The sequence below is a fragment of the Mesorhizobium sangaii genome (assembly GCF_014207355.1).
GTDB classification, from domain to species: domain Bacteria; phylum Pseudomonadota; class Alphaproteobacteria; order Rhizobiales; family Rhizobiaceae; genus Mesorhizobium; species Mesorhizobium sangaii.
In genome coordinates this window covers 971,693-991,694 of sequence record NZ_JACHEF010000003.1, presented here as the reverse complement: position 1 = coordinate 991,694, position 20,002 = coordinate 971,693, and the positions used below count along the sequence as shown (strand labels likewise).

The following is a 20,002-nucleotide window of genomic DNA, read 5'->3' as shown; positions in this document are numbered from 1 at the left end:
GCGTCCATCGTGATGGATGCGGACCTGTCGGCATGCGCGGGGCCCATCGGAGCGCAGCAAAAAGCCCTTGAAAGAGGGAACTCTTTCAAGGGCTTGAATAGACTATCGAATCTTAGACCGAATAGTACATGTCGTACTCGACCGGATGCGGGGTCATTTCGAAGCGCATCACCTCGGCCATCTTCAACTCGATGTAGCTGTCGATCTGATCGTCGTCGAAGACGCCGCCGGCTTTCAGGAAGCCGCGATCCTTGTCGAGGCTCTGCAGCGCTTCGCGCAGCGAACCGCAGACGGTCGGGATCTTCTTCAGCTCCTTCGGCGGCAGGTCGTAAAGATCCTTGTCCATCGGCTGGCCGGGATGGATCTTGTTCTTGATGCCGTCGAGACCGGCCATCAGCATGGCGGCGAAAGCGAGGTAGGGGTTCGCGCCCGGATCGGGGAAGCGGACCTCGACGCGCTTGGACTTGGGCGACGAGCCGAACGGGATGCGACAGGAAGCCGAGCGGTTGCGCGCCGAATAGGCGAGCAGCACCGGCGCTTCATAACCCGGCACCAGACGCTTGTACGAGTTGGTCAGCGGGTTGGTGAACGCGTTGATCGCCTTGGCGTGCTTGATGATGCCACCAATGTAGAACAGGCAGCTTTCCGACAGGCCGGCATATTCATTGCCGGCGAAGGTCGGCTTGCCGTTCTTCCAGATCGACTGGTGGACGTGCATGCCCGAACCGTTGTCGCCGAAGATCGGCTTCGGCATGAAGGTAGCCGTCTTGCCATAGGCGTTGGCGACCTGGTGCACGACATACTTGTAGATCAGCATCTTGTCGGCGTTGCGAACAAGCGTATCGAACTTGATGCCGAGTTCGTGCTGGGCGGCCGCCACTTCGTGATGGTGCTTTTCGACCCGCACGCCCATTTCGGCGAGCACGGTCAGCATCTCGGAACGCATATCCTGCGCGGAATCGATCGGCGGCACCGGGAAATAGCCGCCCTTGATGCGCGGACGGTGGCCGAGATTGCCGGTCTCGTAGTCGGTGTCGTCGTTCGACGGCAGTTCGGTGGAATCGAGCTTGAAGCCGGTGTTGTAAGGGTCTGCCTTGTACTTCACATCGTCGAAGACGAAGAATTCGGCTTCCGGGCCGACGAAGATCTGGTCGCCGATGCCTTCCGACTTCATGTAGGCCTCGGCCTTCTTGGCCGTGCCACGCGGATCGCGGTTATAGGATTCGCCCGAAACCGGATCGAGGATGTCGCACAGGATGACCATGGTCGACTGCGCGAAGAACGGGTCCATGTGGACCGTGTCCGGATCGGGCATCAGCACCATGTCGGACTCGTTGATGGCCTTCCAGCCGGCAATCGAAGAGCCGTCGAACATGACGCCATCAGCGAACATGTCTTCCTCGACCTCGATGACATCCATCGTCACGTGTTGCAGCTTGCCCTTCGGGTCGGTGAAGCGCAGGTCGACGAATTTCACGTCGTTGTCCTTGATCTGCTTCATGATGTCTTTGGCTGTCGTCATGTCATGTATCCCTGTTTGATGACGTTTTTTGATGATGACGGTTTTCAGGCGGATGGCCGGGTCGGATCAGACCGCGTCCATGCCGGTTTCGCCAGTGCGGATTCGCACGACTTCCTCGATGTTGGAGACGAAGATCTTGCCGTCGCCGATACGGCCTGTCTGGGCCGCCTTGCGGATGGCTTCGATCGCGCCTTCGACCGCGTCGTCGCCAAGCACGACCTCGATCTTCACCTTGGGCAGAAAATCGACGACATATTCGGCGCCGCGGTAGAGCTCGGTATGGCCTTTCTGGCGCCCGAAGCCTTTGGCCTCGGTGACAGTGATGCCTTGCAGTCCGGCCTCCTGAAGCGCTTCCTTCACTTCGTCCAGCTTGAATGGCTTGATGATCGCTTCGATCTTTTTCATGTAAAAGGTGGCCTCCACTGCCAAAAAAACGGGTTGTGAACCCCCGCTTGCGCCTCCATCAAGCACGAACTGTGCCAATTGGACGGATTTAAAGCGGTCTCATACGATTTCAAAGCCGCGCCGCACCGGGAAGCAAATTCGCGTCATTCACTGCATCAGGTGCGGCACGGGCTGCTGGGGCCGACAGGGCGCCAGCATGTGCATCCGCATAATATTTAGGCATACCGCTCATTCGGCGGGCAGTTTTGTGCCTGCGATGCCTTCATCCCAACGATATGGCCGCAAATTTCGCCAACTCCCCTTTGTTTGCTTCGGATCGAAAATTGGACAATGCTTGATCGAATGCGGATCGGCAATCCATGAGCAACCAACTTCTTTCCCCGGCCGAAATGAGCGAGGCCGATCGGCTGGCGATTGCCGCCGGTCCAACCGACGGTATCGGCCTGATGCAGCGTGCCGGCGAAGCAGTCGCGGCCGTGGTGCTCAACCGCTATCCGGCGGCGACGCACGTCCATGTGCTGTGCGGCCCCGGCAACAATGGCGGCGATGGTTATGTCGTAGCTCGCATCCTGGCCGGCAGCGGCGTCGGCACGACGATCTGGGCGAGCGGCGCGCCGAGGCCGCAAAGCGATGCGGCGCTCGCTGCCGCGCAATGCCCGGTCAAGCCTCGTCCACTGTCGGATTTTGCCGCCGAGGCCGGCTCGATCGTGGTCGACGCGCTGTACGGGGCAGGGCTGTCCAAGCCGCTGTCCGGCGATGCCGGCAAAGCCGTCGACACGGCGACAGCTCTGCGCCTGCCTGTGGTCGCGGTCGACCTGCCGTCGGGTGTCTCAGGAGCCAGCGGCGCAATATTGGGCAGCGCGTTTCGCGCCGAGGTCACCGTCACCTTCGCGCGCAAAAAGCCTGGCCACCTGCTGCTCCCCGGACGCGAGCAATGCGGTGAAATCGTGCTCGCCGATATCGGCATCGACGACGGCGTCGTCGCCCAGCTCGCCGTGTCGACCTTTGAGAATGTGACGGACTTGTGGTTACGGGAATTTCCCGTGCCGGCGGTGGACGCACACAAATACAAGCGCGGCCATGTCGGCGTCTTTTCGGGCGGTCCGAGCGCCACCGGCGCGGCGCGGCTGTCGGCACTTGCCGCCGCGAGAAGCGGGGCAGGGGCGGTCACCGTTCTGTCGCCGGCCAATGCCATGCAGGTAAACGCCGCGCATCTCACCTCGATCATGCTACGCAAGGCCGATGACAGCGTCGACATCGCCTCGTTCATCGGCGAACGCCGGCCGTCGGCCTTTGTTCTCGGGCCTGGTTTTGGCGTCGGCGAAAAGACGCGGCAATTTGCACTCGCGCTGCTCAGCCCTGCCCAGCCAGGGGATACGTCAAGCCGGATTGACGGCCTCGTGTTCGACGCCGACGCGATCACCTCTTTTCGCGAGGCGCCCGACGCCTTGTTCGAAGCTTCTCGCCAACCGGTCGCTCCGGCTCTGGTGATGACACCGCACGAAGGGGAGTTCGCCAGGCTGTTTCCCGGCATCGCCGATGACGTTGCCACATCCAAACTAGACAAGGCCCGCGCAGCCGCCGTGCGTGCCAATGCTGTCATCGTCTACAAGGGCGCCGATACGGTCATCGCCGCTCCTGACGGCAGGGCGGCGATCAATGCCAATGGCGCGCCGTGGCTCGCCACCGCAGGGTCGGGCGACGTGCTGTCCGGCGTCACCGCCGGGCTGCTTGCGCAAGGCATGCCGGCGTTCGAAGCGGCCTGCGCAGGGGTATGGATCCATGCAGAAGCCGGCAGTCGGTTCGGGCCGGGGCTGATCGCCGAGGATTTGCCGCTGGCGTTGGTGCCGGTGCTGCGTGAACTTGTCGAAGCACGTACGGCCGCTCGATGAGCCGCGCCTTGGCTCTGCTCGTCGCCACACTCTTTGCTGTCTTCGTGGCGTCGGCAACGCGCGCGGAAGGTCCTGTGACGATCGTCGATGATCCGGCGGTGCTCGCCGCACTCGATGCCAAGGGCTACGGCTTTGCCGATATTTTTGGCGCGGCGGGCGCGGGCGACCTGAGAGCTCTCTACGCCAAGGCGCCGGCCTATCACGCTGTCGTCGACACTGTGGCGGCGGATGTCGCCGCGCTGCGCGCCGAGATGAAGGCCGGCGGACGTCCGCTCTACGAGGTCGCCGACGGCAATGTCGGCCGCATCATGGACATGCGCTGGCTGAAGACTGACGCCGCGCGCTTCCGGCTGGTCGGCGTCGTCAACCGGCTCGACCGTCGCGACTTTGCGGTGTTGCTGGGTGACAAGGGCTGCGGCGAGGTGCGCTTCATCTACCGCTTGGCTTACAGTTTCCGCAAAAATGGAAAGCTGCTGGCGTCGCGCCTGCCGTTCAATTTCAACGCCGTCTACAGCGCGACGCCCGATGCCGACGGCGGCTGCGTCGGCGTTGCCGGACGCTGGACGCCACAGCTTGACGAGACCGTCGATGTTGGCTGGTTGACCGGCGGACCGCTGGAGAAAGCCGGGCTGACCTTCAAGCAACTGGAACTCAACGCACAGGTGGTGCGCTTTCCCTCCGGCCAGGAAACCGAGTTCGGCGGCCAGGCCGCTTATCTCATGCGGATATTCGGCATCGAGGGCGTCGCCGTCAGCGAGAAGCCGCTGGAGAACACGCCCGACACCGCACGGCTCGCGCAAGATGCGGCACTGAAGGCAAGGCTCGCCGCCTATGTCAGCGCCAATCTGCGGGCCGTCGACGAAGGCGTCTACGAAATCCCCGACGAATTCCTGGCCAGGAAGGTCATCTCGTGGTCGACCTTCGGCAGTGCGCGGCAGGCCAACCACCCGTTCACGCCGCTGCTCAAGCCCGGGGAATTCGCATCGCTCGACTATTCCAGGCTGACACTGCTGCGGACGCCAGAAGCGCTGGTCGAGCGGCTCGACAATGGCGCCTGCCAGGGTTGCCATCAGGCTGGTTCCACCGCCGGTTTCCATTTCATCGGCCTCGACGACAACACCACCTCGCCGCTCAACCGTATCGAGGTCGGCATTTCGCCGCATCTTCATGCCGAGATTCCACGCCGCCAGGCCTGGCTGCGCGCCACGGCGCAAGGCAAGGAGCCGAACCGCTTCCGCCCGCTCTCCTTTGCACCGCCGGCTGCCTGGACGGACGCCGGCGCGGTCGACTACGCGCCGGCAGGGATGGCAATGCCGTGCCTGATGCCGGAAGATGCCGCTCGCTTCGGCAAGACCTGGCAGTGCGGCGGCGGCACCGTCTGCACGCCGCTGGCCACCGCATCGGGCGTGCGAACGAAACTGGCGCAGTGCCTGCTGCCCAAGGACAGCCCCAACATGTTTTCCGGCCATCCCTGCCTGACTGGCTCGATCGCCAGCAACGCCACGCAGCCTTTCAACGACCGCTACAGCATATCAGGCCAGTTCGCGGCCTTCGCGCCGGATGTCTCGCGCAACGCCTACACCTGCCGTCCGCCCAAAATCGGCGTGCCTGGCGGCATCGCTTATCGCGGCTGCGACGACAGGGACGGCGCCTTCGCGGCCTTCAAATCCGGCAAGCCGATGCCGAACGAGATCTGCGGGCTGGTCGGCGGCAAGAAATTCGACATCTGCGTGGCCACCAACAATTTCGACCAATGTCTTGGCGGGGCCGTTAGCCGCGGCAACCGGCCGGCCTGTTCGGCCGATCATTTCTGCCGCGAGGACTATATGTGCCAATCGCTGCCGCCCGATACGCCTGGTATCGGCAAGATCAGGGGCATCGGTTTCTGTTCGCCGACCTACTTCATCTTCCAGATGCGCATCGACAACCACACGACGCCTTGGGGCAGTTCCGTCCGTGCCACCATGGGAGCAGGATTTGGCGCGGCGGAAGAGGAGTAGCTGCTATGTTGCGACCGCGCGACATCAGCGCCTCACAGCGGAATGTTGTCGTGCTTCTTCCAGGGGTTCTGCATGTCCTTGTTGCGCAGCATCCGAAGCGCGCGCGCGATGCGGCGACGGGTCGAGTGCGGCATGATCACCTCATCGACATAGCCGCGCTCGGCGGCGACGAAGGGCGACAGGAAGCGATCTTCGTAAGCCTTTGTATGGGCTGCGATCTTCTCAGCATCGCCGATGTCCTTGCGATAGATGATCTCGACCGCGCCCCTGGCGCCCATCACGGCGATCTGCGCTGTCGGCCAGGCATAGTTCATGTCGCCACGCAGATGCTTTGACGCCATCACGTCATAGGCGCCGCCATAGGCCTTGCGGGTGATGACGGTGATCTTCGGCACGGTCGCCTCGGCATAGGCGAACAGGAGTTTTGCGCCGTGCTTGATCAGGCCACCATATTCCTGCGCCGTGCCGGGCAGGAAGCCGGGAACATCGACGAAGGTGACGATCGGGATCGAAAAGCAGTCGCAGAAGCGTACGAAACGAGCCGCCTTGCGGCTTGCGTCGGAATCGAGCACGCCGGCCAGCACCATCGGCTGGTTAGCGACGAAGCCGACGGTGCGGCCCTCGACCCGTCCGAACCCGGTGACGATGTTTTTCGCAAAGTTCTGCTGGATCTCGAAGAAATCGCCTTCGTCGGCGACCTTCAGGATCAACTCCTTGATGTCGTAGGGTTTGTTGGCGTTGTCGGGAATCAGCCGGTCGAGCGACTGATCGTGGTCGCTGACCGACTGGTAGCATTCGATCTCCGGCAACTCCGATGTGTTGGAGGCGGGCAGCAGGTCGACCAGCCGGCGCATCTGCAGCAGCGCCTCGACGTCATTGTCGTAGGCGCCGTCGGCGATCGAGGATTTCGTCGTGTGCACGGAGGCACCGCCGAGGCTCTCGGCGGTCACCGTCTCGTTGGTGACGGTCTTCACCACATCCGGACCAGTGACGAACATGTAGGAGGTGTCGCGCACCATGAAGATGAAGTCGGTCATCGCCGGCGAATAGACATCGCCGCCGGCGCAAGGACCCATGATCAGCGAAATCTGCGGAATGACACCGGAGGCAAGCACGTTGCGCTGAAAGATCTCGGCATAGCCGCCCAGTGCCGCCACCCCTTCCTGGATGCGCGCGCCGCCGGCGTCATAGAGGCCGATGATCGGCGCGCGGTTGCGCAGCGCCATCTCCTGCACCTTGATGACCTTCTCGGCATGCGCTTCCGACAGCGAGCCACCGAACACGGTGAAGTCCTTGGCGAACAGGTAAACCGGGCGGCCGTTGACGGTGCCCCAGCCGGTGACGACGCCGTCGCCGGCGATCTTGGTCTTTTCCATGCCGAAATCGGTCGAGCGGTGCTCGACATACATGTCGAATTCCTCGAACGAGCCCTCGTCGAGAAACACCTCGATGCGCTCACGCGCGGTGAGCTTGCCTTTCTTGTGCTGTGCATCGATGCGGGCCTGGCCGCCACCCATGCGGGCGATGTCGCGGCGACGCTCGAGTTCCTTCAGCACGTCCTTCATCGGTTACCTCCCAAGCCAGTGGCATTTCGTGGTAATCGTGCCGGCAAGGGAGCGCAAGCACCGCTTGCGCCATGGTTTTGTTGCGCTGCAGCATGACGCCCCTTGCATTTGGCCGCGAACTGGGCCATATGCGGCGACATAGGCGCTTGGGCCGGGACAATCCGGCCTTCTCGACAAATGAGACTGGTTGCGTCTGTTTTCCCTCTTTCCGGTATATCGGCCCATCTTTCCGGTACATCACAAAGCGGCGAAAAAGCCCCGTGGCATGATGCCTGCGGGCACGACAGCGCAGCCGAGTGGACGAAACCGTCCGCCCGCCTTGTCGTTCCATGACAATTTATCCGACGGCAGGTTGCGCCCTGCCGCCATTGATGTTTGCGGCCAGAGGCCGCGTGAAAGAAGAATATTTTGACCAACGAAAACACTTTGCTGGGTAAAGAAACTGGGGAACTCTCCGGTTTCGCAGCACTTGGAATCACCGGTGCGCTGCTCAAGGCGACCCATGCCGCCGGCTTCACCGATCCGAAGCCGATCCAGGCGCAGGCGATCCCGCCGCAGATGGAAGGCCGTGACATTTTCGGCATCGCCCAGACCGGTTCCGGCAAGACCGCGGCCTTCGCGCTGCCCATCCTGTCGAAGATCATCGCTCTCGGCACCAAGCGCCGGCCGAAGACGGCGCGTGCGCTGATCCTGGCGCCGACGCGCGAACTTGCCGTGCAGATCGAGGACACCATCAAGATCCTCGCCAAGGGCGCGCATGTCTCGACCGCACTCGTGCTGGGCGGTGTCTCGCGCTTCAGCCAGGTGAAGAAGGTTGCGCCCGGCGTCGACATCCTGATCGCAACGCCCGGTCGGTTGACTGATCTGGTGCGCGAAGGCGACCTCATGCTTGCCGACACCAAATGGCTGGTGCTGGACGAGGGCGACCGCATGCTCGACATGGGCTTCATCAATGACGTCAAGCGCATCGCCAAGGCGACCGCGCCCGACCGTCAGACGGTGCTGTTCTCCGCGACCATGCCCAATGAAATCGCCGAGCTGGCCAAGGGTCTGCTGAAGAACCCGATCCGTGTCGAAGTTGCGCCGCAAAGCACTGCGGCCGCCGAGATTGTGCAGGGTGTCGTCTTTGCCCGCACCAAGCAGAAGCGCCAGGTGCTGTCGACGATGCTCGCCGACGAGGCGATGAAGTCCGTCATCATCTTCTCGCGCACCAAGCACGGTGCCGACCGGGTGACCAAGGACCTCGAGCGCGACGGCTTCAAGGCCGCCGTTATCCACGGCAACAAGTCGCAGAACGCCCGTCAGAAGGCGCTGAACGATTTCCGTGAGGGCTCGGTGCGCATTCTTGTGGCGACCGACATTGCGGCGCGCGGCATCGATGTGCCCGGCATCAGCCATGTCGTGAATTTCGACCTGCCGGACGAAGCCGAAAGCTATGTCCACCGCATCGGCCGCACCGGCCGCAACGGCATGGACGGCATCGCCATCACGCTGTGCGATCCTTCGGAGAACAGCAAGCTGCGTCAAGTCGAACGCATAATCCGCACCAAGCTGCCGATCGTTGCCGACCATCTCGGCAGCCCAGATCCGCAGCGCAATCCGGCTGAAAAGAACGAGCGCTTCGAGCCCGCCAATGACCGCAACGACCGCAATGGTCGTCGCGACGGCAGGCGGCCGGGTGGCGAGAACAAGGGCAACGGCTTCGGCAACAAGCGCTTCGGAGACAAGCCGGCCTTCGCTGGCGAGCGCAAGCCGGAAGGCGCCAAGCCTTTCAAGGGCAACAACAAGCGCCGCTTCGGCGGCAAGCGTCCGGCGGCGCGGGCTGCGTAAGCCAGACCGCGTTGTAATCGGCCAACCTTGGGCTGGCTGATTGCCGTAACTGACAAAGAAAGGGCGGCTGAAGCGATGCCTCGGTCGCCCTTTCTCGTCAGGAGGCTACTTGGCCACCGCCTCGACCCAGACGGCAATCCTTTGCGCCAGATAGGCCGTGGTCGAAGGCGAAAGCGCGTCGCCGGCGATGACGTGGTGGTCGGTATCGCCAGTGTCGTCGACCGGAACCAGTTCATGCGGAGCGCCCCAGCGCCCGGCGATTTCGCGGGTGCGATCCTCGCGCACCACCCTGTCGGAATCCGAGAAGATGAACAGTGCCGGTATGGTCGCCTTCGCCACCGGCGCTGCGTAGGCGAGCTCCGTCAGCGCCGCCATCGGCAGTGTCGCGGCCATCGGATATTTGTGCGTCCAGAATTTCTCGTGCAGGGCGTTGCGGGTCGGAAAGCTGCGTTCCTTGCCGCCGACGAGCTCGGCAATCTGCTTGCCCCAGGGCATGGTCAGCAGTTCGGCGCCGGACGCCCTGACGCCGAAATTCGGCGAGATGAACGCGATCGCCGCCACCCCGTCCGATGCGCCCGGCTGCGTTGCCGCCCACGTCGCCAGCGAGCCGCCTGTCGAGGTCGAGATGACGACCACCTTGTCGCCGATCGCCCTGCCTATGGCGAGCGCCTCCTCATAATCGTTGATCCACGCATTGACGCTGCCTTGCGTCATCGCCGCGCCGTCCTGCCCGTGACCGGTAAGGCGGGTGTAGAACAGGTTGGCGTCGAGCTGGTCGGCCACCTCGTCCGGCAGCGGCCGGACCTCGCCCTTCGATGCGGAAAAACCGTGGATATAGACGATCGACAGTGGCGTCCGGGCATGCACCATCGGATTGGCCCAGACGATCTCCTTTTCCAGCCCGTCACGGATTCCCGGTATGGCGGCCTCTGTCTTGGCCACATAGGCCTGCGGATCGTCGCCGATCACCGAGGGGTCGAAACGGATTGTGATGTCGACGGGTACGCGCGGGCCAAGCACGAAAGCCAGTGAGAGGACAACGACAAGGCCCAGCACAGCAAGCACGATCCGTCGCCCCATCGCAGACTCCACGCAACAATTTTTCAACTTATGGCGGCGGCCACTATCAGGCAACGCCCCGCCCGGAGAGGGAGCCTGGCAATCTCGATGGCGTTGTTTTAATCGCTTTGGGGCTTGCGGTCGTAGTGCAGCGGCCGCGCCTTCCAACTGGTCATCAGGCCGATCACCCCTCTGCACAGCGGCCTCGGCAGCAGGCTGAGCAGTTTCAGGGGCCAGCTCAGCCGGCGTGGGAAGGTGACTTCGAAACCGCCGGACTTGATGCCCCGCGCCATGCGGCGCGTCGCGCGGCTGACCGGCATCAGCCCCGGCATCGGCAGCATGTTCTTCTCGGTCAGAGCGGTGTCGATGAAGCCCGGGTTGATCACCTGGACACGCACATTCATCTTATCGAAGTCATATTTCAGCGACTCGGCCAGAATGTTGATCGCCGCCTTGGTGCCGCCATAGGCGGCCGTGGTCGGCCAGCCGAAATAGGCGGTGACCGAGCCGACCAGCACGACGTGGCCGCGCGCCCGCACGCGCATGCGCTGGATGACCGGCACCAGGCCGTTGATGATGCCGAAATAGTTGACATCGAAGGACCGGCGAAAGTCGTTGACGACTAGATTTTCACCCGGCGTCGCAATGTAGTTCCCGGCATTGAAGACGGCGAGCACGATGGGCCCGAGTTCCTTCTCGATCGCGGCGACCGTTCTTGCCATGCGCGGCTCGTCGGTGACATCACAGGGAAAGGCAGTCACGCTGCCCGGCATCTGCGCGGTCTCGACGACAAGCGTGTCGATCGGGTCATCGTCGAGCGCCGTCACCGCGACGGCATAACCCTGGGCCGCAAGATCCCTGGCCAGCGAACGGCCGATACCGCTGCTGCCGCCCGTGATCCAGGCGACGCCGTGCTTCGGATTGGCCCGATAGAGTGTCATGCTGCGCCCTGTCGACTTGCTCGTACCTTGCTCTAGCGATGAAGAAATCGAATGAAAAGAGTGCTTTCATCACAGTGAGGAAATGAACTGTGGGGCATGAAGGCGATATTGAGAAGCGCCGGCGCGATAACAATGCCGCAAATGCGACTGGTCCAGACAAATTCTTGCCTTGAAACCGAAGCTTCGGGTTTCTACGGTTTCGGCACAGCTGCACAAGGAATCCTGAATGCCCCGTTCTGTGATCGACGCGATCGGCAACACGCCTCTGATCCGCCTCAACAAAGCGTCTGAACAAACCGGTTGCGAGATCCTGGGCAAGGCCGAGTTCATGAATCCGGGCCAGTCGGTCAAGGATCGCGCCGGCCTGTTCATCATCCGCGACGCCGAGCAACGCGGGCTGCTGAGGCCCGGCGGTGTGATAGTCGAGGGAACGGCCGGCAACACTGGTATCGGGTTGACACTGGTCGCCAAGGCGCTGGGATACCGCACCGTCATCGTCATTCCCGACACGCAGAGCCAGGAAAAGAAGGACACCATCAAACTGCTCGGCGCGGAACTGATCGAGGTGCCTGCGGTGCCGTACAAGAACCCCAACAATTACGTGAAATTGTCGGGGCGGTTGGCCGAGCAAATGGCGCGCACCGAGCCGAACGGCGCCATCTGGGCCAACCAGTTCGACAATGTCGCCAACCGTGACGGCCATATCCGCACCACGGCGGAGGAAATCTGGAACCAGACCGGCGGCAAGGTCGATGGCTTTGTCTCGGCGGTCGGTTCGGGTGGAACGCTGGCCGGCGTCGCCTTCGGATTGAGGGCCAGGCGCAAGGACATCAAGATCGCGCTCGCCGATCCGCTGGGGGCCGCGCTCTACAGTTTCTACACCAGCGGTGAGTTGAAGTCCGAAGGCAGTTCGATCACCGAAGGCATCGGGCAGGGGCGCATCACCGCCAATCTCGATGGCTTCACGCCGGATTTTTCGTTCCAGATCCCGGACGAGGATGCGCTGCCGATCGTCTTCGACTTGATCCAGGAAGAAGGCCTTTGCGTCGGCGGCTCGACCGGCATCAACATAGCCGGCGCGATCCGGCTGGCGCGCGAACTAGGCCCCGGCCACACCATCGTGACCGTTCTTTGCGACTATGGCACGCGCTATCAATCGAAACTGTTCAACCCGGAATTCCTGCGCGAGAAGAACCTGCCGATACCGGGCTGGATGGAGCAGCGGAGCACGATTTCGGTGCCGTTCGAAAAGGTCGCGTGATGGCGCACAGGACCGAAGCGCTGTTTCGCGACGACGCCTATCTGCGCACCGCGGACGCGACAATCATTGCCGTCAACGACCGCTGCGGCATCATTCTCGACCGGACGATCTTCTACGCCACATCGGGCGGTCAGCCGGGCGATATCGGTTACCTCGAGCGCGCCGACGGCAGCCGCATCGCCATCGCCGCCACCATTACGGGCGAAACCAAGGACGAGATCATCCATGTGCCAGCACTGGAGCAGAGGGTTCCAGAGGTCGGTGAACGCTTGAGCCTGGCGATCGACTGGGAGCGCCGGCATCTTTTGATGCGCATGCACGCGGCCTGCCACCTGCTCACTGTGGTCTGCCCGTTCCCGATCACTGGTGCGTCCGTTTCCGAGGATGACAGCCGCGTCGATTTCGATATTCCCGACGCCAGCTTCACAAGGGAAGACGTAACGGCGAGCCTGATGGACCTGGTGCGCGCCGACCACCCGATCTTCACCAGGTTGATCAGCGACGAGGATCTGGCCGCCAACCCCGGCCTGGTGAAATCCAAGAATGTCCGCCCGCCGGTTGGCACCGGCAAGATCCGCCTGGTCTGCATCGGTGACAACGCTTCGGTCGACAGCCAACCCTGCGGCGGCACCCATGTCAAAAGCACCGGCGAGGTCGGCGAAATCCATATCGGCAAGATCGAGAAGAAGGGCCGTGAAAACAGACGCTTCCGCATCCGCTTCGGCCCGATGCCGGCGACCTGATGCATGTCGCCCAAAAGCGGCCCGGTTTTGGGTCGACGACATGCATAAAAACAAAGACATAAAGCGTGTCACTTGAATCCGCCTCAACGCGACGCACTTTAATCGGACAATCACCGCCAGACGGCGAGCAGGAGATAAAATGGCCGAGGACAGTCCTTTCACCGTCGACGCGGATTGGCTGCAGCAGCGCCTCGGCGAGCCGGGCCTGACAATCATCGACGCATCCTGGTATCTCCCGGCACAAAAGCGCGATGCGCGCGGCGAATACGGCGCGGCCCACATTCCGGGCGCACGGTTTCTGGATCAGGACGCGGTTTCGGACCCGGATTCGCCGCTGCCGCATACGCTGCCGTCACCGCAGCATTTTGCCCAATATGTCGGGTCGATGGGCGTTTCGGCCGACGACACCATCGTCATCTACGATGGTCCGGGCTTCTTCTCGGCGCCTCGGGCGTGGTGGATGTTCCGGGTGATGGGCGTCTTCCAGACCTATATTCTTGACGGCGGCTTCGATGGCTGGAAAGCGGCGGGCCGGCCGGTGACGGCCGAACCGACCAAGATCGCGGCAAGTGTGTTTCATGCCGATTTCGACGCCGGTCGCGTTGCCAGCCTCGCCGACATGCGCCGGATCGTCGATACGGGGGAAAGCCAGATCGCCGACGCCCGTGGACCGGGCCGCTTTGCCGGCACGGAGCCCGAACCGCGCGCCGGTATCCGCTCCGGCCATATGCCTGGCGCGCGCAATCTGCCCTACTCGGCGCTGTCGGAAAACGGCGAGCTCTTGTCGAAGGACCGCTTGCGCAAGGTGATCGAGGCGGCCGGCATCGATCTGTCGAAACCCGTCATCACCTCGTGTGGTTCCGGCATTACAGCCGCGGTGGCGACGCTGGCGCTGGAAACGCTTGGCCATACCGACAACAGGCTCTACGACGGCTCATGGACGGAATGGGGTGGGCTCTCCGACACGCCCGTCGTGACCGGCAAGGAATGAAGACGATGGAAAACGGCGCGTTGGAAGACATCGATGTCACGGTGACGTTCCTCGAGATGCACGTGCCGCCGGCCTATTCGCCGCCGGTGCCCTACAACCGCCAGGTTGCGCTGCTGAAGACCAAGGACATTCCCCTGCATTTCTACCGCTATTTGATGGACCGGGTGGGGCGCAAATGGCACTGGGTCAATGTGCTGAGGCTCGATGACGAGGAGCTCTCGGCCGGCATCCACCGCGAGGACCGCGACATCAGGGTGCTCTACCTCGACGGCGCACCAGCCGGCTTCTTCGACCTCAAGCCGCATCTGCCGGAAGAAGTCGAGCTCGCCTATTTCGGCATGATGGAGCATGCGACCGGGCAAGGCATCGGCCGCTGGTTCCTGGGGGCGGCGATCGCAGCGGCGTGGTCGTACGGGCCGAAGCGGGTGACAGTGCAGACCTGTACGCTCGATCATCCGGCGGCTTTGCCGCTCTACCAGAAGCTCGGCTTTGCGCCGGTGGCGCAAAAGAAGGAAATCGTGCATCCGCTGCCTTTCGGGGAACGTGCCGCCAGCGTCATGCGGCCCTGACATCAGCAAAAATCCGAAGCATCCGCCAACGCGCAGGAATCGGGTGGGAAGCGTGGACTTGAAGGCATAATTTCCGGTCGACAACACCGGAGATCCTACCATGACCATCCAGTTCAAGGCCTTGCCGACCGAAGATGTCAGGGCACTGCAGCGCGGCGGCCCGGATGCCTACGGCCACACGCCCGAGCGCAAGATTTCCGACGGCGACGGCATGCCTTGCCGGCACTGTCTGAAGAACATCGCTGCTGGCGACGCTTACCTCGTCTTGGCCTACCGGCCATTCCCGGAGCTTCAGCCCTATGCCGAAACCGGGCCGATCTTCCTGCATGCCGACGAATGCGACCGCGCCGCCGAGAGCGAGGTGCTACCCGAGATTCTCGAAAGCCCTGACTACATCGTGCGCGGCTACGGCAGGGATGATCGTATCGTCTACGGCAGCGGCGGTGTCATCCCGACCGCAGCGATCACGGCGCGAGCCGAAACCTTGTTCGAACGCGACGATATCGCCTACGTGCATGTCCGCTCGGCGCGCAACAATTGCTACCAGTGCCGCATCGAGCGCTCCTGAAGTATTAGAACCGCCGGGAGGAGGCTTGTCGTACTCCCGTCGCATAGTCGCGCTAGAAAGCCATTGTCGATCGATTTGCCGACCGCGGATGAACCGGCGGCAAATCTCGATATCGAGGAAGCGGGGCTTTGGCTCCGCTTTTTTGTTGCCTCGGCCTTCGCTCAAGAAAACCCTCGCGCCCAAGAAAAAACCCGCCGGCATGAACCGGCGGGCTGACGGAGGAGTTCTGAAGAAGTAGAATCAGGCCGCGAGAACGGCCTTCGGCTCAACCAGTTCGTAGCCGAGTGCCTCGGCGACCGCACGGTTGGTGATCTTGCCCTTGTGGACATTGAGGCCGTTGCGCAGATGGTGGTCGTCGACCAGCGCCTTCAGGCCCTTGTCGGCAAGCTGCAGGCCATAATGAAGCGTCGCGTTGTTGAGCGCGTGGGCCGACGTGACCGGCACCGCGCCCGGCATGTTGGCGACGCAGTAGTGGATGACGCCATCCACCTCGTAAGTCGGCTCGGCATGGGTGGTGGCGTGCGAGGTCTCGAAGCAGCCGCCCTGATCGATGGCGACGTCGACCAGCACAGATCCCTTCTTCATGCCGGACAGCATTTCGCGCGTGACCAGCTTCGGCGCCGCGGCGCCGGGGATCAACACCGCGCCGACAACGATGTCGGCCGAAAAGCACTCTTCCTCGAGCGCCTCGACAGTCGAGTAACGGGTGTGCACGCGGCCGGTGAAGAGGTCGTCGAGCTGGCGCAGGCGCGGGATCGAGCGATCGATGATGGTGACGTCGGCGCCAAGCCCCACCGCCATCCTGGCAGCATGCAGGCCGACGACGCCGCCGCCGAGAACAGTGACCTTGCCTGGCAGCACGCCGGGCACGCCGCCGAGCAGCACGCCGCGGCCGCCATTGGCCTTCTGCAGTGCCGTGGCTCCGGCCTGGATCGACAGCCGTCCGGCGACTTCCGACATCGGCGCCAGCAGCGGCAGGCCGCCACGATCGTCGGTCACGGTCTCGTAGGCGATTGCCGTCACGCCGGAAGCGAGCAGGCCCTTGGTCTGCTCCGGATCCGGAGCCAGGTGGAGATAGGTGTACAGGATCTGGCCGTCGCGAAGCTGCGCCCATTCGTTGGGCTGCGGTTCCTTGACCTTGACGATCATGTCTGACTTGGCGAACACGTCGGCAGCCGTCTTGGCGATCGTGGCACCTGCGGCGCGGTAGGCGTTGTCATCGGCGCCGATGCCGGCGCCGGCGCCGGTCTCGACCAGCACTTCATGGCCGTGGGCGACATATTCGCGGACCGAGCCCGGCGTGAGGCCGACGCGATATTCGTGGTTCTTGATTTCCTTGGGGCAGCCGACGCGCATTTTCTTCTCCTGATCCGGCCCTTTTGGGCTCGTTCCCTGTATGGGTGGAGTGAACCACGAATCGCTGCGCAGGTGTTTGCGAATGCGCTTGCGCGAACGGGCGGTTTTCGATAATCGTTGCGCAAAATGCTGGGATATTCGCAGGATTCACGAAAAATGCCGCTCGACAGGATCGATATCGCCATTCTCGAGGCTTTGCAGAAGGATGGCCGGATACCGAATGCTGCGCTGGCCGAGAAGGTTGGCCTGTCGCAGTCGGCGTGTTCGCGCCGGCTCGACAATCTGGAGAAATCCGGAACCATTCGCGGCTACCACGCCCGGCTTTCCAATGCCGCACTGGGCCACCAGATGACGGCGATCGTGCATATCTCGCTGTCGGGACAGTTCGAAAAGACGCTGTCGGATTTCGAGGCGGCCATCAAGCGCTGCCCCAATGTGCTGTCCTGCCATCTGATGTCGGGCGAATATGATTATATTCTGCGCATCGCGGCCAAGGATCTCGTCGACTACGAGCGCATCCACAAGGAATGGCTATCGGCGATGCCGCATGTGACCAAGATCAACTCGTCGTTCGCCTTGCGTGAGATTGTCGACCGCACGGCGATGGGCATGAAGCCGGAAATGGCTTAACGCCAAAGGCACACCCGGACATCCTTCCCAACATAGCATGCGCCTTCGCGGCGAAGTTCTCCCCAATCTCCCGGTTCACCGTGAGTTGCGCGAATGTCCGAGTTTCCATAGCCTTCCCAAAGATCACCGTCCTTGTATATAACTACCCAGTAATCTTTGGACATTTCACCAGCCCCACTATTCGTATCAGGATAGTCAATGCCTGCAAAAACTTGCCGAGGCCCCTGGATATTGAAATCGCCGCCCTTCTCGATTTGATAGGAGCATCTTCCGGATATGCGAGTCTGACCGCTGACAACAAGCAGGCAGCGGCCCCATTTATAACCGCTCGGTAGACGATGCTTTGGTTGCGCATGCAAAGGTGAAACGGAAAACGCAATTGCAAGGGCAGCCGCTATGGTTCGTCCGATCATCTTATCATCCGTTGTGAAGCAGCCGATTGAAGCGCGTTGGTCCGTACCTGAGGTATTCTTACGTCCGGTGATCCCGGCCAACTGGCCTCGCTGCTGTCGTGTCCGCGTTTCGAGGGTGAATCATATTCGCGGCGGAACAGAAATCCAGCCGGTCTCATTCTCAGACAGGCTCTCAGGCCTCGGTGACGATCCGATCCATCGGGATGTCGTGCGGCTGCGGGTAGATGGTGGCGATGCGCTGCTGCTCGTAGCCGACGCCGATGACCAGCGGCTCGAACGGCATCGCGGCCAGCGTACGGTCGAAGAAGCCGCCGCCGTAGCCCAGCCGGTAGTTTCTAGGATCGATGCCGACGATCGGCGAGATGACGATGTCGGGCAGCACCGGGTCGCCCCCGGCCGGGATCGGGATGTTCCAGACACCTTTTTCCAGCCGGTCGCCCGGCGCGTACGCGCGAAAGATCAGCGGCTGCCCTTTCTCGACAACGACGGGCAGGGCGGTGCGGCCGCCGCGCGCATTGACGGAAGCCATCCATGGGCGCAGGTCCGGCTCACCGCGAAACGGCCAGTAGAGACTGACCATGCGGCCGGCGATCTCGCCGACGATCGCGTCGAGACCTTGCGCAATGCGCTGCGACATCACCGTTCGCGCGTCGGCCGAAACGGCGAGACGCGCGGCGATCAGGCGTTCGCGCTCGGCCTTACGCCAGCGCCGGACGTCGGACCAGTCGGTTAGTGGGATCTGAAACGCGGGATCGAGTTCATGCATGAAGCAGGGAGGAGAGGCATATTGCGCCGGACCTTGGTCGTCATGATCGTTAGGCATGCTTTACCTCATCGCGTATTTGATCACGCTATACCTCGTAACACGATACGACATGTGCGTTCACGACATAGAACGACGAGTCTCAGGCACCACCCCTTTCGTTGCTGCGATGCACAAAAGTACCTACATCTAGGCTAGGCAATCTTGCCCGTTAGCGGTGGATGAGATGAACCAGGCCAGCCATCATGTCGTTGTTGTCGGCGCGGGTTTCGGCGGTCTCGAATTCACCCGAGCGCTTGCCGGTGCGCCGGTTCGCATCACCATGATCGACAAGCGCAACCATCACCTCTTCCAGCCGCTACTCTACCAGGTGGCGACCACGGCGCTGGCGACGTCCGAGATTGCCTGGCCGGTTCGCCACCTCCTGCGCAAGCGCAAGGATGTGACGACGCTGCTCGCCAATGTCGTCGGCGTCGACCGCGCCGGCAAACGCGTGCTGCTCGAAGATGGCAGTGCGGTCGCCTACGACACGCTGCTGCTCGCCACTGGTGCGCGCCACGCCTATTTCGGCCACGATGAATGGGAACCTTTCGCACCCGGCCTGAAGACGCTGGAGGATGCCACCACGATTCGGCGGCGTATTCTGCTGGCCTTCGAGCAGGCCGAGCGGGAGACCGATCCCGCCAAGCGCCAGGCGTTGCTGACCATTGCGATCGTCGGTGGCGGACCGACCGGCGTCGAGCTTGCCGGCACCATCGTTGAACTGGCCCATGACACGCTGCGCGGTGAATTCCGCAACATCGATACACGGCAAACGCGCGTCGTGCTGATCGAGGCCAGCGACCGAATTCTGGCCAATTTCGCACCGAAACTTTCCGACTATGCGACGAAGGCGCTCGAGCGGCTCGGTGTGACCATCGAACTCGGCAGGGCTGTTACGCGGTGCGACGCCGAAGGCGTCGTCTTCGGCGACAAGCATTTGTCGGCAGGCACAATCCTGTGGGCGGCTGGTGTCGCCGCCTCGCCAGCCGCCGAGTGGCTCGGCGCGGCGGCGGACCGGGCGGGCATGGTACTCGTTGAGCCTGACTTGAGCGTGCCGGGCAGCCCGGAGATTTTCGTCGTCGGCGATGCCGCGCATGTCCTGCGGCCAGACGGGCGGCCCGTTCCCGGCGTGGCGCCGGCCGCCAAGCAGCAGGGCCGACATGTTGCCGCGACGCTGAAGGCGCGGCTTGCCGGCGACACCAGCCCACGGCCGTTCCGCTATCGGCATGACGGCGACCTCGCCACGATCGGCAAGCGCGCCGCCGTGATCGATTTCGGCTGGATCAAGCTGACCGGCTGGGCCGCCTGGTGGCTGTGGGGCATAGCCCACATCTATTTCCTGATCGGCTTTCGCAACCGGCTTGCGGTTTCACTGAGCTGGCTATGGATCTACGCGACGGGCCAGCGCAGCGCGCGGCTGATCACCCAGGGCGACGACGACAAGGGCTGACT

The 20,002-nt window shown here is 62.8% G+C and carries 19 protein-coding genes; 11 read left to right on the top strand and 8 right to left on the bottom strand.

Features of this window, described 5'->3' with window-relative positions; genetic code table 11:
• Positions 1 to 112 precede the first annotated feature (112 nt).
• Together glnA and HNQ71_RS19870 are read right to left on the bottom strand one after the other, a co-directional pair.
• Entirely contained in the window at positions 113 to 1,522 is a 1,410-nt protein-coding gene (gene glnA / locus HNQ71_RS19875; RefSeq protein WP_111548994.1) for a type I glutamate--ammonia ligase, read from the bottom strand.
• 66 nt (positions 1,523 to 1,588) lie between these two features.
• A complete protein-coding gene (locus tag HNQ71_RS19870) occupies positions 1,589 to 1,927 on the bottom strand; it encodes a P-II family nitrogen regulator (protein WP_006205430.1) in 339 nt (112 codons plus the stop codon).
• Between the two features lie 359 nt (positions 1,928 to 2,286).
• Between HNQ71_RS19870 and HNQ71_RS19865 the strand changes: the two genes are divergently transcribed.
• Positions 2,287 to 3,819, top strand: a complete 1,533-nt coding sequence (locus tag HNQ71_RS19865; protein WP_184874345.1) for an NAD(P)H-hydrate dehydratase — start codon at positions 2,287 to 2,289, stop codon at positions 3,817 to 3,819.
• 8 nt (positions 3,820 to 3,827) lie between these two features.
• Complete coding sequence (locus tag HNQ71_RS19860; RefSeq protein WP_246461654.1) at positions 3,828 to 5,819, top strand: hypothetical protein; 1,992 nt, start codon at positions 3,828 to 3,830, stop codon at positions 5,817 to 5,819.
• 32 nt (positions 5,820 to 5,851) lie between these two features.
• Here the strand turns inward: HNQ71_RS19860 and HNQ71_RS19855 are convergent, their stop codons facing one another.
• Positions 5,852 to 7,384, bottom strand: a complete 1,533-nt coding sequence (locus HNQ71_RS19855) for an acyl-CoA carboxylase subunit beta (RefSeq protein ID WP_184874343.1) — start codon at positions 7,382 to 7,384, stop codon at positions 5,852 to 5,854.
• A 408-nt stretch (positions 7,385 to 7,792) separates the two neighbouring features.
• Here HNQ71_RS19855 and HNQ71_RS19850 point away from each other — a divergent pair, with 408 nt between their 5' ends.
• Complete coding sequence (locus HNQ71_RS19850) at positions 7,793 to 9,214, top strand: DEAD/DEAH box helicase (RefSeq protein WP_184874342.1); 1,422 nt, start codon at positions 7,793 to 7,795, stop codon at positions 9,212 to 9,214.
• A 105-nt stretch (positions 9,215 to 9,319) separates the two neighbouring features.
• On the opposite strand, the gene HNQ71_RS19845 is transcribed toward HNQ71_RS19850, so the two are convergent.
• Together HNQ71_RS19845 and HNQ71_RS19840 are read right to left on the bottom strand one after the other, a co-directional pair.
• Positions 9,320 to 10,294, bottom strand: coding sequence for an alpha/beta hydrolase (locus tag HNQ71_RS19845; protein ID WP_184874341.1), 975 nt, complete (start codon positions 10,292 to 10,294; stop codon positions 9,320 to 9,322).
• A 98-nt stretch (positions 10,295 to 10,392) separates the two neighbouring features.
• Positions 10,393 to 11,214 (bottom strand): SDR family oxidoreductase, encoded by an 822-nt coding sequence (locus tag HNQ71_RS19840; RefSeq protein WP_184874340.1) that lies wholly within the window; start codon positions 11,212 to 11,214, stop codon positions 10,393 to 10,395.
• Positions 11,215 to 11,440: 226 nt separating this feature from the next.
• On the opposite strand from HNQ71_RS19840, the gene HNQ71_RS19835 reads away from it, so the two are divergent.
• The 6 genes from HNQ71_RS19835 to HNQ71_RS19810 all read left to right on the top strand — a co-directional run bounded on the left by HNQ71_RS19835 (position 11,441) and on the right by HNQ71_RS19810 (position 15,562).
• Complete coding sequence (locus HNQ71_RS19835) at positions 11,441 to 12,475, top strand: cysteine synthase A (RefSeq protein WP_184874339.1); 1,035 nt, start codon at positions 11,441 to 11,443, stop codon at positions 12,473 to 12,475.
• Positions 12,475 to 13,218, top strand: coding sequence for an alanyl-tRNA editing protein (locus HNQ71_RS19830; protein WP_184874338.1), 744 nt, complete (start codon positions 12,475 to 12,477; stop codon positions 13,216 to 13,218). Before HNQ71_RS19835 ends, HNQ71_RS19830 begins: the two co-directional genes overlap by 1 nt.
• 139 nt (positions 13,219 to 13,357) lie before the next feature.
• Positions 13,358 to 14,209, top strand: coding sequence for a 3-mercaptopyruvate sulfurtransferase (sseA, locus tag HNQ71_RS19825; RefSeq protein ID WP_184874337.1), 852 nt, complete (start codon positions 13,358 to 13,360; stop codon positions 14,207 to 14,209).
• A gap of 5 nt (positions 14,210 to 14,214) precedes the next feature.
• Positions 14,215 to 14,778: a GNAT family N-acetyltransferase gene (locus HNQ71_RS19820; RefSeq protein ID WP_184874336.1), complete on the top strand. Its 564-nt coding sequence runs from the start codon at positions 14,215 to 14,217 to the stop codon at positions 14,776 to 14,778.
• 100 nt (positions 14,779 to 14,878) lie between these two features.
• Positions 14,879 to 15,346: a DUF1203 domain-containing protein gene (locus HNQ71_RS19815; RefSeq protein ID WP_184874335.1), complete on the top strand. Its 468-nt coding sequence runs from the start codon at positions 14,879 to 14,881 to the stop codon at positions 15,344 to 15,346.
• A 63-nt stretch (positions 15,347 to 15,409) separates the two neighbouring features.
• A complete protein-coding gene (locus tag HNQ71_RS19810) occupies positions 15,410 to 15,562 on the top strand; it encodes a hypothetical protein (protein WP_184874334.1) in 153 nt (50 codons plus the stop codon).
• Positions 15,563 to 15,586: 24 nt separating this feature from the next.
• Here HNQ71_RS19810 and ald read toward each other — a convergent pair whose 3' ends face one another.
• On the bottom strand, positions 15,587 to 16,702 hold the full coding sequence (gene ald, locus HNQ71_RS19805) for an alanine dehydrogenase (protein ID WP_181061911.1): 1,116 nt from the start codon (positions 16,700 to 16,702) through the stop codon (positions 15,587 to 15,589).
• Positions 16,703 to 16,858: 156 nt separating this feature from the next.
• On the opposite strand from ald, the gene HNQ71_RS19800 reads away from it, so the two are divergent.
• Positions 16,859 to 17,332: an Lrp/AsnC family transcriptional regulator gene (locus HNQ71_RS19800; RefSeq protein ID WP_013531467.1), complete on the top strand. Its 474-nt coding sequence runs from the start codon at positions 16,859 to 16,861 to the stop codon at positions 17,330 to 17,332.
• On the opposite strand, the gene HNQ71_RS19795 is transcribed toward HNQ71_RS19800, so the two are convergent.
• Both HNQ71_RS19795 and HNQ71_RS19790 read right to left on the bottom strand, forming a co-directional pair.
• Positions 17,329 to 17,745, bottom strand: a complete 417-nt coding sequence (locus tag HNQ71_RS19795) for a hypothetical protein (protein WP_184874333.1) — start codon at positions 17,743 to 17,745, stop codon at positions 17,329 to 17,331. The two genes, HNQ71_RS19800 and HNQ71_RS19795, sit on opposite strands and share 4 nt — an antisense overlap.
• A 172-nt stretch (positions 17,746 to 17,917) precedes the next feature.
• Positions 17,918 to 18,568 (bottom strand): 5-formyltetrahydrofolate cyclo-ligase, encoded by a 651-nt coding sequence (locus HNQ71_RS19790; protein ID WP_184874332.1) that lies wholly within the window; start codon positions 18,566 to 18,568, stop codon positions 17,918 to 17,920.
• 166 nt (positions 18,569 to 18,734) lie between these two features.
• Between HNQ71_RS19790 and HNQ71_RS19785 the strand changes: the two genes are divergently transcribed.
• Complete coding sequence (locus tag HNQ71_RS19785) at positions 18,735 to 20,000, top strand: NAD(P)/FAD-dependent oxidoreductase (RefSeq protein ID WP_184874331.1); 1,266 nt, start codon at positions 18,735 to 18,737, stop codon at positions 19,998 to 20,000.
• Positions 20,001 to 20,002 lie beyond the last annotated feature (2 nt).

Coding starts and splice junctions, on each gene's coding strand:
- HNQ71_RS19815 (WP_184874335.1), top strand. CDS start 14,879: ATGACCATCCAGTTCAAGGCCTTGCCGACCGAAGATGTCAGGGCACTG.
- HNQ71_RS19800 (WP_013531467.1), top strand. CDS start 16,859: ATGCCGCTCGACAGGATCGATATCGCCATTCTCGAGGCTTTGCAGAAG.
- HNQ71_RS19835 (WP_184874339.1), top strand. CDS start 11,441: ATGCCCCGTTCTGTGATCGACGCGATCGGCAACACGCCTCTGATCCGC.
- HNQ71_RS19865 (WP_184874345.1), top strand. CDS start 2,287: ATGAGCAACCAACTTCTTTCCCCGGCCGAAATGAGCGAGGCCGATCGG.
- HNQ71_RS19785 (WP_184874331.1), top strand. CDS start 18,735: ATGAACCAGGCCAGCCATCATGTCGTTGTTGTCGGCGCGGGTTTCGGC.
- HNQ71_RS19830 (WP_184874338.1), top strand. CDS start 12,475: ATGGCGCACAGGACCGAAGCGCTGTTTCGCGACGACGCCTATCTGCGC.
- HNQ71_RS19790 (WP_184874332.1), bottom strand. CDS start 18,568: ATGCCTAACGATCATGACGACCAAGGTCCGGCGCAATATGCCTCTCCT.
- HNQ71_RS19820 (WP_184874336.1), top strand. CDS start 14,215: ATGGAAAACGGCGCGTTGGAAGACATCGATGTCACGGTGACGTTCCTC.
- glnA (WP_111548994.1), bottom strand. CDS start 1,522: ATGACGACAGCCAAAGACATCATGAAGCAGATCAAGGACAACGACGTG.
- HNQ71_RS19795 (WP_184874333.1), bottom strand. CDS start 17,745: ATGATCGGACGAACCATAGCGGCTGCCCTTGCAATTGCGTTTTCCGTT.
- HNQ71_RS19840 (WP_184874340.1), bottom strand. CDS start 11,214: ATGACACTCTATCGGGCCAATCCGAAGCACGGCGTCGCCTGGATCACG.
- ald (WP_181061911.1), bottom strand. CDS start 16,702: ATGCGCGTCGGCTGCCCCAAGGAAATCAAGAACCACGAATATCGCGTC.
- sseA (WP_184874337.1), top strand. CDS start 13,358: ATGGCCGAGGACAGTCCTTTCACCGTCGACGCGGATTGGCTGCAGCAG.
- HNQ71_RS19845 (WP_184874341.1), bottom strand. CDS start 10,294: ATGGGGCGACGGATCGTGCTTGCTGTGCTGGGCCTTGTCGTTGTCCTC.
- HNQ71_RS19855 (WP_184874343.1), bottom strand. CDS start 7,384: ATGAAGGACGTGCTGAAGGAACTCGAGCGTCGCCGCGACATCGCCCGC.
- HNQ71_RS19870 (WP_006205430.1), bottom strand. CDS start 1,927: ATGAAAAAGATCGAAGCGATCATCAAGCCATTCAAGCTGGACGAAGTG.